Origin of the sequence: Mycobacterium sp. E3339 (assembly GCF_001666915.1) — a bacterium.
Lineage (GTDB): Bacteria > Actinomycetota > Actinomycetes > Mycobacteriales > Mycobacteriaceae > Mycobacterium.
Window position 1 is genome coordinate 1 of sequence record NZ_LZIZ01000176.1, and the last position, 11,064, is coordinate 11,064.

Sequence of the window (11,064 nt, forward strand, 5' to 3'; positions counted from 1 at the left end):
CGGGCCGTAGGCGTCGAGCATCACCCGGCCGGGCGCCGCCCACCGGTTGACCACGTCGGCCGGGCAGGCCTCCCCGGCCACCACCAGGGCGGTGGACTCCAATCCGTCCGCCGGCAACATCGCGACCGAGGACGGGGTCTGGGTGAGGACGCTGACCTTCTCCGCGACCAGCAGGTCGTGCAGGTCCTCCGGAGAGCTCGCCACCGACTCGGGCACCACCAGCAGGCGCCTGCCGCGCAGCAGGGCGCCGAAAATCTCCCACACGGAGAAGTCGAAGGCCGCGGAGTGGCACTGCGTCCACACCTGTCCCTTCGGCAGGCCGGCGTCCAGCGACTCGATCAGCCAGGTGACGTTGAGATGAGGAATGGCAACGCCTTTGGGGGTTCCGGTGGTTCCGGAGGTGTAGATGATGTAGGCGATGTTCTCCGCGGCCGGCGCGGGCAGCGCGGTGTTGGGCTGGGTCTCGACGGCGGGGTCGTGCACGTCGACGACCAGCAGGTCACGCCCCTCGAGCCGCGAACGCAGATCCGCCAGGGTGATCACGGCGCTCACCGCCGCGTCCTCGAGCACGAACTCCATGCGCGCCGCGGAGTGCGCCGGGTCGATCGGCACGTAGGCGGCTCCGGTTTTGAGCACCGCGAGCATCGCCACGACCGCGTCGGCGCAGCGGGGGAACATCACCGCTACGCAGTCACCCGGCCCCACCCCATGTCCGGCCAGCAGGTGCCCCAGCCGGTTGGAGGCCTCGTCGAGTTCGGCATAGGTCAACGACTTGGCGGAGCAGGTCACCGCCAGGGCGTCGGGCGCGGCCTGCACGTGCTCGGCGAACGCCACCGGGATCGACACCGGCGCGGGCACCGGCTCGGTCAAGGCCGCCCGGTTGCTCCACTCGTCGAGCCTGGCCGGCTCGTCGGCGGCCAGCAGGTCGATCGAGGACAGCCACCGCTCCGGGTCGGCGGTCATCTCCTCCAGCACCTGCTGCATCCGCGCCGCGAGGTCGGCGACGCCGAAGTCCGCGAACGGCTGGCCCGGTCCGGCGGTGGACAGGAAAAGCTGGTCGCCCGCGCCGAGGAAGAACAGGCTGAAATGCCCCACGGGCCCGTGGTTGGTGTAGGTGGCCGTTGCCGGGGAGCCGGCCAGGTCCAGGGTCAGCCGCATCGGGATGAAGTTGATGCCGACCCGGGTCGCGGCCTGCCTCAGCCCGTCGCTTTCGAGGGTGTGCACCGGAAATCGCTGATGGTGCAACAACTCCCGGATCCGGATGTCGACATGCTTGCAGAAATCGGCGACAGTCGACGTGGGGGACGTGCTCAGGACCAGCGGCACGACGCCGGCGAACATCCCGGGCAGGGTCTTCGATTCCGGACGCACCCGCCGGCTCACCGGGAAGTCGAGGGCCACCTCCGAACCGCTCCCCGACCACGCCCGCACCAGGAGCGCGCAGGCGGCGGTGGTAACGGAGAACCGGCGGATGCCCAGCTTCTTGGACAGTTCCTTGATCCGGGTGGTGACGGAGGGGTCCAACTGGACGGACGCCGACGGCGAGTAATGGTCCTTGCCGCGCGGGCCGTCGGTGGGCCGCTCGACCCATCCGCTTTCGGGCGGAAGGTTGTTGCTCCAATACTCCTGATCTTCCAGATACTCGGCGGACGCTTCGTATTCGGCCTCCAGGTTCACCAAATCCTGCGTCGATCCGAAATAGGCGTCGGGAATGGCCTTTCCGGTCACCATGGCCGAATAAATGGTCGAAACCCGACGGCACACCAGCGCCATACCCAATCCATCAATTGCTATGTGGTGGCAGCAACCGAACAAATAAAACTCTTCAGCCTGTGTCTGGAATAACACGAATTTGAAGAGCTGACCGTTCAACGCCATCGGGGTGCGCTGGATCGACGACGACATCGCGCGGGCTTCCGCCACGGGGTCGGGCGAGGCCGTGAGGTCGTGGAAGGTCAGCTCGATGTGCGGGTAATCGATCGGTTTCTGGACAACCTGGCCGTCCACCTCGAAAAACGACACCCGGCCGGATTCGGCCTCCGACACCGCCTGCGTGATGGCGCGCTCGAGGGCCGCACGGTCTACCGGGCCCTCGATCTTCACCAAAAGCCCAAGTTGCCACTCCGTGCCGACGTAGCCCGTTTCCTGCGAAAGCCAGATGTCCAGCTGCCCGCGCGTCAGCGGAAGTGCGCGATCACCATCTCCCATCGACTCCCCCAAAGCTCCACCCGCCCCATACCCCGACTCGTTACTGCTCAAAACCCCGGCCCGTTGCGAGCTTGTCCCGCAGGCTCTTTGGCCGAATGTCGGGCCAGTTCTGTTCGATGTACTCCAGGCACGCGGCCCGGTCCGTCTCCCCGTACACCACTCGCCAGCCGGCGGGAACGTCGGCGAAGGCCGGCCACAGGCTGTGTTGCTCCTCGTCGTTTACCAAGACGTAAAAACTACCGTTGTCGTCGTCGAACGGGTTGATGCTCACAATTCTCCAGAGACGTCTAGTTGACACGAGTGGAACGGTTCCAAACCATACTGGAGGCACCACCGTGCGTCCGAGGTTTGGACAAAGTTCCCCGTGCGACCTCTCAGGCTCTTAACGCTGCCTAAAAATTGGGCTGGTGCAGGCTGCGCAGCTGCCGCCGTTGGCTGCTGTGAGCTGCGACAATGGCTTACCGATGCGGCTCGCGATTGGGCGGGCTCGGCCTTCGAGGACGATGCAATTGTGGGTGCTTGTCGTCGCTCAGCCTACCGACCCGAAAGCCGCCGGGAAAATCACCACGCGGGGGGCCCGCGACGACGCCGGCGGCGCCGCGGAAGGGGGCCAGGGGGCCCACCCGGCCGCGGGCCGCCCGGACGTCCCTCGCGCGCCCGCCGGGGCGCCCGTGAGCGACCCGTCCGGCCGGCGGCCGACATGCGTTACGCACGCGGTATGCATTACGATCCCGTATCTCCTTGTCGAAGGCCCGATACGGAGAGGATCGGCGTGGTTTACTCATGAAGACACTGGTCACGCCCGCCGGGGGGCAGGGCTCGTACGAGGCACCGAAGAACGACTAGGCTGCGACGTACACCGCGTTCGATGTGCCGCAGGCTGGCGTCGCGATCGCCATGTAACAGTTTGTCCGGGCCGGCGGATATGGCAAGAGACGTCCAAATGGGGTAGAAGGGGGTGCGGTGGTCGAACCCGACGTGCGGGCCCGGCCCGATATCACCATCACGAAAGGCCGCGACATTAGCCAACCGACTAGTCGTCGACGCCGTTTTCTGCCCTTTGGTCGCCGATCGTCAGCCGAGGCCACCGAACGGCGGACCATTCCGCGGGAGAACCGTCGAAGCCAGGAACCGGCGATTCTGAAATTCCTGAAGCATGCGTGGATTCCGTTGGTCATCGTGGCGGTCGTCGCGGCCGGCGGTTTGACCGTTTCGCGCCTGCACGGAATTTTCGGATCGGAAAAGCGCCCGTCGTATGCCGACACCCGACAGCAAGACACCAAACCGTTTAACCCCAAGCACGTGAAGTACGAGGTTTTCGGCCCGCCCGGGACCACGGCCGACATCAGCTATTTCGACGCCAACGGCGAACCGCAGCACATCAACGGTATACCCCTCCCGTGGAGCTTCGACATCGCCACCAACCTCCCTTCCATCGTGGGAAACGTTGTGGCACAAGGCGATAGCGAAAGTCTCGGTTGCCGTATACTCGTGGACGGCGTGGTCAAAACCGAGAAGATCTCAAACGAGATGAATGCGTTCACCTATTGCGTGCTGACGGCGACATGAGTAACCGGGATTTGGCGACGGAACCGACGTCTCCACCATTCTTCGCACGGATGATCCGCCGATTCTCCGTGCCGATCATTTTGGGATGGCTGGCGATCGCCGTCCTCATCAGCATCGGCGTTCCGTCCCTGGAGCAGGTCGAGCAGGAGCGCGCCGTACCGCTGAATCCGATCGGTGCGCCGTCGTTCAAGGCGATGGAACGCCTGGGCACCGATTTCAAGGAAACCAACACCGGCGCCCTGGCCATGATCCTGTTGGAGGGTCAGCAGCCCCTCGGCGACGACGCGCACCTGTACTACGACCGGCTCGTCAAGCAACTGGAAGCCGATCACCAGCACGTGCAGCACGTCCAGAACTTCTGGGGCGACCCGCTCACCAGGGGCGCCGCGCAAAGCGCCGACGGCAAGGCCGCCTATGTGCAGGTGAACCTCAACGGCATCCAGGGCGGCAGCGCCGGCGACCAGTCCGTGGCGGCGATCCGAAAGATCGTGCAGCAGGCGGACCCGCCGCCGGGTCTCAAGGTCTACGTCACCGGCCCGGCCCCGATCATCGCCGACATGAATATCGCCGGGCAGAAGACCGTCGCGCTGGTCACCCTGGTGAGCCTGGCGGTCATCTTCATCACCCTGCTGCTGGTCTACCGCTCGGTTGTCACCGTAATTCTTCTGCTATTGATAGTCGGGCTGGAATTGCAAATCGCCCGGGGAATGGTCGCATTACTGGGCCATTTGGGCATCGTCGGCCTTACCACCTTCGCCGTCAACCTATTGGTGGCCGCGGTGATTGCGACGGGTACGGACTACGGAATATTCTTCGTCGGCCGATATCAAGAAGCGCGGTGGGCCGGTGAAAGCCGGGAAATGGCGTTCTTCACCACCTACGCCAGCGTGGCCAAGGTCGTCCTGGCCTCGGGTCTGACCATCGCCGGGGCCGTGCTGTGCCTCAGCTTCACCCGGTTGCCGTATTTCCAGCCCCTGGGCATCCCGTGTGCCGTCGGCATCTCGATCGCCGTACTCGTCGCGTTGACGCTGGGGCCGGCGCTGATCGCCGCCGGCGCCCGGTTCGGGCTGTTCGAGCCCAAGCGGGCTATCACGGTGCACCGGTGGCGCCGGATCGGCACGGCCATCGTCCGGTGGCCCGCGCCCATTCTCATCGCGACGATGGCCGTCGCGCTCATCGGGTTGCTGACCCTGCCGAACTACCGGCCCAGCTACGACGACCAAAAGTTCATTCCCGCAAGCATTCCCGCGAACGTGGGGTTCGCGGCCGCCGAGCGGCACTTCCCCGGGTCGCGGATGGCGATGCCCGAGATCCTCCTGGTCGAGACCGATCACGATCTGCGCAATCCGGCCGACATGCTGGTGATCAACAAGCTGGCCAAGGGCGTGCTCGCGGTCCCGGGCATCGCGTCGGTGCAGACCGTCACCCGCCCCGAGGGGGCACCGCTTCAGCACACGACGATCCCCTGGATCCTCAGCATGGGCCAGGCCAGCCAGCTGCAGAACATGGCGTTCCAGAAGGACCGCATGGACGACATGCTCAAGCAGGCCAACGAGATGGGCAAGATGATCGCCGTCATGCAGCACATGCTGGACCTGATGCGCGAGCTGGTCGCCACGACTCATCAGATGGTCGCCAAGACGCACGAAATGCAGGAAATCACAAGCGAATTGCGCGACCACATCTCGGACTTCGAGGACTTCTTCCGACCGGTCCGCAGCTACTTCTATTGGGAGCGGCACTGCTACGACATCCCGATCTGCTTCTCGTTCCGATCCATCTTCGACGCGATCGACGGCGTTGACGAGGTCAACGACAAGTTGCGCGATCTGGTCGGAAATCTCGATCAGCTCGACGCGCTGTTGCCGCAACTGGTGATGCAGATCCCGCCGATGATCGAGACCATGCAGAGCATGCGCACCATGATGCTGACCATGCACAGCACCATGTCCGGCGTGATGGGACAGATGGATTCGAGCGCCAAGGACCCCAGCGCCATGGGGCAGGCCTTCGACGCGTCCCGCAACGACGACTCCTTCTACCTGCCGCCGGGCATCATCAACGGCTCGGACGCCTTCAAGCGGATCATGAGCGTGTTCCTGTCCCCGGACGGCAAAGACGTTCGCCTGCTCATCTCGCAACGCGGTGACCCGGCGACGCCCGAGGGGCTCTCACGTGTCGAGGCGATCAAGACGGCGGCCGAGGAGTCGCTCAAGGGCACGCCCCTGGAGAATTCGAAGATCTATCTCACCGGCACCGCATCGATCACCAAGGACTTGGTGGACGGTTCGAAATTCGACCTGCTGATCGCCGGGGTCTCCGCGCTCTGCCTGATCTTCATCATCATGCTGATCATGACGCGAAGTTTCATCGCCGCCATGGTCATCGTCGGCACGGTATTGCTTTCGCTGGGAGCCTCATTCGGTCTGGCGGTGCTCGTCTGGCAGGACATTCTGCACATCCAGTTGCACTGGACCGTGCTATCCACCTCGGTGATCGTGCTGCTAGCGGTCGGGTCTGACTACAACCTGCTTCTCGTCTCACGAATGAAGGAGGAGATCGCCGCCGGCATCAACACCGGCATCATTCGCGCGATGGCCGGTACCGGAAAGGTCGTGACCAACGCGGGCTTGGTGTTCGCGTTCACCATGGCCTCGATGGTGGCGAGCGACCTGCGCAGCATCGGTCAGGTCGGTACCACCATCGGCATGGGCCTGCTGTTCGACACGCTGATCGTCCGCGCGTTCATGACGCCGTCGGTCGCCGCGTTGCTCGGACGCTGGTTCTGGTGGCCGCAACAGGTGCGTCCCCGCCCGGCCAGTTCCATGCTCCGGCCGACCGGTCCCCGCCCGTTGGTTCGTTCCCTGTTGTTGAAGCAGCCGCTCTGAGCGGCGGGTCCAGTTGAGTAACGGGACGGCGCAATCGTGGGGAACATCGTGACGCAGGACAGCAGCGGCCGTTTGGGGTCCGCATGACCACCGAACGGACCCGGCACCCCGTCGTCGCGCGGTCGATCCGCCGGCTCGCGGTGCCGATCATCCTCGCGTGGGTGGGCCTGACGCTGGTGGTCACCCTGTTCGTGCCGTGGCTGGAGACCGTCGGTCGGGAGCATTCCGTTCCGTTGGCCCCGCAGGATGCGCCGGCCGTACAGGCGATGCAGCGCATGGGGCGGGACTTCAAAGAGTCGGACTCGGACAGCTTCGCGATGCTCGTGCTGGAGGGGCAGTCGCAGCTCGGTGACGAGGCCCATGAGTATTACGACCATTTGGTCCGGGAGCTCAAGGCCGACCCCAAGCACATCGAGCACGTGCAGGATCTGTGGGGCGATCGACTCACCGCGGCGGGCGCGCAAAGCCCCGACGGCAAGGCCGTTTACGTCCAGTTGAACCTCGCCGGCAACCAGGGCACCACCCTGGGCCAGGACTCGATCGCCGCGGTCCGGCAGATCATCGCGAAGAATCCGCCGCCGCCGGGGCTCAAGGCCTATGTCACCGGCCCGGCCGCGCTGATTTCGGACATGCAGAGCAGTGGTGACCGCTCCATCCTGAAGATGACGCTGATCGGCGCCGTCATCATCTTTGCCGTCCTGATGTTCGTCTACCGCTCGATCACCACGGTGATCATGTTGCTGTTGACGGTCGGGATCGAGGTCTTCGCCGCCCGCGGGATCATCGCCTTCCTCGGCGACAACGGCGTGGTTCAGCTGTCCACGTTCGCCATCAACCTGCTGGTGGCGCTAGCGATGGCCGCCGGCACGGACTACGGAATCTTCTTCTTCGGCCGCTACCAGGAGGCGCGCCAGGCCGGCGATGACCGGGAGACCGCGTTCTACACCACCTATCAGGGGGTGGCCCCGGTCGTCTTGGGGTCCGGTTTGACGATCGCCGGCGCGATGTTGTGCCTGAGTTTCACGCGGATGCCCATCTTCCAGACCATCGGTGTGCCTTGTGCGGTGGGCATGTTCGCTTCGGTCGTGATCGCGCTGACGCTGGTGCCGGCGGTGCTGACGCTCGGCAGCGGCTTCGGCCTCTTCGACCCCACCCGCCAGATCGGCTTCGGCCGGTGGCGCCGGATCGGCACCGCGATCGTCCGCTGGCCCCTGCCCATCCTCGTCGCGACCATCGCCATCGCACTGGTCGGTCTGGTCACGCTGCCCGGCTACAAGACCAGCTACAACGACCGGCTGTACATCCCCCGCGACATCCCGGCGAACGTCGGCTACGCGGCCGCCGACCGCCACTTCTCCCAGTCGCGGATGATGCCGGAGATCCTGATGATCGAAGCCGACCACGACATGCGAAATCCCGCGGATTTCCTTGTGCTGCACCGCCTTGCCAAGGGCATCTTCAACGTCAAGGGGATCTCGCGCGTGCAGGGCATCACCCGCCCCGAGGGGACGCCGATCCAGCACACCTCGATCCCGTTCCTGCTGAGCATGCAGAACGCGACGATGAGTCAGGACATCAGATACGTCCAAGCCCGCACGAAAGACATGCTCGCGCAAGCAGATCTGATCGGCCAGCAGATCGCGACGATGAAGCGCCTGTACGAATTGCAGAAGAAACTCACCGGCATCACGCATGACTCGATCATGAAGACCCACGAGATGACGGTCATCGTCAACGAGTTGCGCGACGACATGGCGAATTTCGAGGACTTCTTCCGGCCCATCCGCAGCTATTTCTACTGGGAGCGGCACTGCTACGACATCCCGATCTGTTGGTCGCTGCGCGCCATCTTCGAAACCTTCGACGGCGTAGACATTTTGAGCGACAAACTCAAGGATCTCCTCGTCGACCTCGACCACATGGATCGGCTGATGCCCGAGCTGCTCGCGCAATATCCGCCGATGATCGCCATGGCCGAGGACATGAAGGCGATGCTGCTGACCAACTACAGCACCATGTCGGGCGTCATCGGGCAGATGACCAGTAACAGCAAGGACGCCATGGCCATGGGCGAGGCGTTCGACGCGGCCAAGAACGACGATTCCTTCTATCTGCCGCCCGAGATCTTCAACAACGCCGACTTCAAGAAGGCGATGGCCAACTTCTTGTCCCCGGACGGGAAGGCGGCGCGGTTCATCATTTCGCACCGGGGCGACCCCGCCACGCCGGAGGGCGTGGGGCGGATAAACCAGATCCGCACGGCAGCCGAGGAGGCGCTGAAGACGACCCCGCTGGAGAGCGCCAAGATCTACATTGCCGGGACGGCGTCGACCTTCAAGGATTTCCGGGACGGATCCCAATACGACCTGTTCATCGCCGGGGTGGGTGCGCTCTGCCTGATTTTCATCATCATGCTCATCATCACGCGAAGTTTCGTGGCCGCCTTGGTGATTGTGGGCACGGTCGCAGTTTCGCTGGGCGCCTCGTTCGGCATGTCGGTGCTCATCTGGCAGTACGTGCTGGGCGTCAAGCTGCACTGGATGGTGCTGCCGATGTCGGTGATCGTCCTGTTGGCGGTTGGGTCTGACTACAACCTGCTGCTGGTGTCCCGGATGAAAGAGGAGATCGGCGGCGGAATCCGGACGGGCATCATCCGGGCGATGGGCGGCACCGGCAAGGTCGTGACGAACGCGGGCTTGGTGTTCGCGTTCACCATGGCCTCGATGGTGGCGAGCGACCTGCGAATCATCGGTCAGGTGGGTACCACCATCGGCCTCGGGCTATTGTTCGACACCCTGGTGGTGCGGTCGTTCATGACACCCACCATCGCCGCCCTGCTGGGGCGCTGGTTCTGGTGGCCACAGGTGGTGCGTCCGCGCCCGGCCAGCCGGATGCTTCGGTCCGAGGGGCCGCGTCCGTTGGTGCGCTCGCTGCTGCACCGTGAATCCGACTACGACGAAACGCCCACGGCGGAGATCCCGGTCTCGAGGCCGTCCCGCTAGGCGGGTGTCGCCCGCCCGGCCGCCGGCGCCAAAACCGCAATCGGCACCGGTGATCCAGAGATAATGACCGATATCCCTGCAAGTCGATCTGGACGACCGAAACCTAGGACCGCAATGAAGTTTGCCCTGGCCTGCTACGGAACTCGCGGCGATGTCGAGCCTTCGGTGGCGGTCGGCCGGGAGTTGGTCCGCAGGGGGCACGAGGTGCGCCTGGGGGTGCCCCCCGAACTCGTCGGCTTCGCCGAGACCGCCGGGCTGACGGCGGTCCCCTACGGCCCGGAAGTGCATGACTTCCTCGACGAGCAGTTTCTGCGCAACATGTGGACGGATTTCTTCCGCAACGCGTGGAAGATCCGCGATCCGATCAGGCTGGTGCTCAAGGTCTGGGACCCGATCATCCGCTATTGGGACGACATCAACGGCGCGCTGCTGTCGCTGGCCGACGGCGCCGACATGCTTTCCAGCGGCCTCAATTTCGAGCAGGCCGCCGCGAATGTTGCTGAGTACTACCACATTCCGTTCGCCACCATGCACCACTTCCCCATGCGGCCCAACGGGCAGCTCGTGCCGACCATTCCGGCGCCCGTGGTCCGCTCCACCATGACGCTGGTCGACTGGCTGTTCTGGCGCTCGACGAAGGACGTCGAGAACGCGCAGCGCCGCGAATTGGGCCTGCCGCCGGCGACCCGTCCGGCGCCCCGCCGGATCGCCCAACGCCGATCCCTGGAAATCCAGGGCTACGACGACGTGTGCTTTCCCGGGCTGGCGCGGGAATGGTCGAAATGGGACGGCCGCCGGCCCTTTGTCGGCGCCCTGACCATGGAGATGACGACCGACACCGACGATGAGGTCGCCTCGTGGATAGCCGCGGGAACACCGCCGATTTGCTTCGCCAGCGGCAGCATCCCGGTCGAATCCCCCACCGAGATGGTCGAGATGATCAGCACCGCCTGCACCCAATTGGGCGAACGCGCACTGATCTGCGCCGGCGGGTCGGATTTCAGCGAAGTCCCGCACTTCGACCACGTCAAGGTGGTGGGGGCGGTGAATTACGCGAAGATCTTCCCCGCCTGCCACGCGGTGGTCCACCACGGCGGCTCGGGCACCACGGCCGCCAGCCTGCGTGCCGGCGTTCCCACGTTGATTCTTTCGATGGACGTCAACCAAACCCTGTGGGGCGGTCAGGTCAAGCGATTGAAGGTGGGCACCACCCGGCGATTTTCGGCCACCACGCAAAAATCACTGGTGACGGACCTGCGACGCATTCTCGCGCCGGATTACGTCGCCCGTGCCCGCGAGATCGCCACCCGAATGACGAGTCCCAGCGAAAGCGTCGCGAAGGCCGCGGACCTCGCGGAAAACTTCGCCAGCCTGAGGCGTTATGCCTGATCAGCGCT

General features: G+C 64.7%; 6 protein-coding genes. 4 read left to right on the top strand and 2 right to left on the bottom strand.

Features of this window, described 5'->3' with window-relative positions:
* Together A5702_RS15950 and A5702_RS15955 are read right to left on the bottom strand one after the other, a co-directional pair.
* A partial coding sequence (locus A5702_RS15950; protein WP_156669651.1) for an AMP-binding protein occupies positions 1-2,208 on the bottom strand: 2,208 nt, incomplete at its 3' end.
* Between the two features lie 40 nt (positions 2,209-2,248).
* The gene (locus A5702_RS15955; protein WP_046186970.1) at positions 2,249-2,479 is read right to left on the bottom strand and encodes an MbtH family protein; all 231 of its coding nucleotides are present in this window, start codon (positions 2,477-2,479) and stop codon (positions 2,249-2,251) included.
* Positions 2,480-3,357: 878 nt separating this feature from the next.
* On the opposite strand from A5702_RS15955, the gene A5702_RS15960 reads away from it, so the two are divergent.
* The 4 genes from A5702_RS15960 (at position 3,358) to A5702_RS15975 (ending at position 11,056) form a co-directional block, all read left to right on the top strand.
* Positions 3,358-3,777 carry an MmpS family protein gene (locus A5702_RS15960; RefSeq protein WP_046183096.1) on the top strand — a complete coding sequence of 140 codons (420 nt, stop codon included), beginning with the start codon at positions 3,358-3,360 and terminating at the stop codon, positions 3,775-3,777.
* The gene (locus A5702_RS15965; protein WP_068221862.1) at positions 3,774-6,665 is read left to right on the top strand and encodes an RND family transporter; all 2,892 of its coding nucleotides are present in this window, start codon (positions 3,774-3,776) and stop codon (positions 6,663-6,665) included. Before A5702_RS15960 ends, A5702_RS15965 begins: the two co-directional genes overlap by 4 nt.
* An 83-nt stretch (positions 6,666-6,748) precedes the next feature.
* Positions 6,749-9,667 carry an RND family transporter gene (locus A5702_RS15970; RefSeq protein WP_068221864.1) on the top strand — a complete coding sequence of 973 codons (2,919 nt, stop codon included), beginning with the start codon at positions 6,749-6,751 and terminating at the stop codon, positions 9,665-9,667.
* A 114-nt stretch (positions 9,668-9,781) separates the two neighbouring features.
* Positions 9,782-11,056, top strand: a complete 1,275-nt coding sequence (locus A5702_RS15975; RefSeq protein ID WP_068221866.1) for a glycosyltransferase — start codon at positions 9,782-9,784, stop codon at positions 11,054-11,056.
* The last annotated feature ends 8 nt before the right edge of the window (positions 11,057-11,064 follow it).

Excerpts from the sequence above, each read along its gene's own strand:
- A5702_RS15965 (WP_068221862.1), top strand. The coding sequence starts at position 3,774 with ATGAGTAACCGGGATTTGGCGACGGAACCGACGTCTCCACCATTCTTC.
- A5702_RS15970 (WP_068221864.1), top strand. The coding sequence starts at position 6,749 with ATGACCACCGAACGGACCCGGCACCCCGTCGTCGCGCGGTCGATCCGC.
- A5702_RS15975 (WP_068221866.1), top strand. The coding sequence starts at position 9,782 with ATGAAGTTTGCCCTGGCCTGCTACGGAACTCGCGGCGATGTCGAGCCT.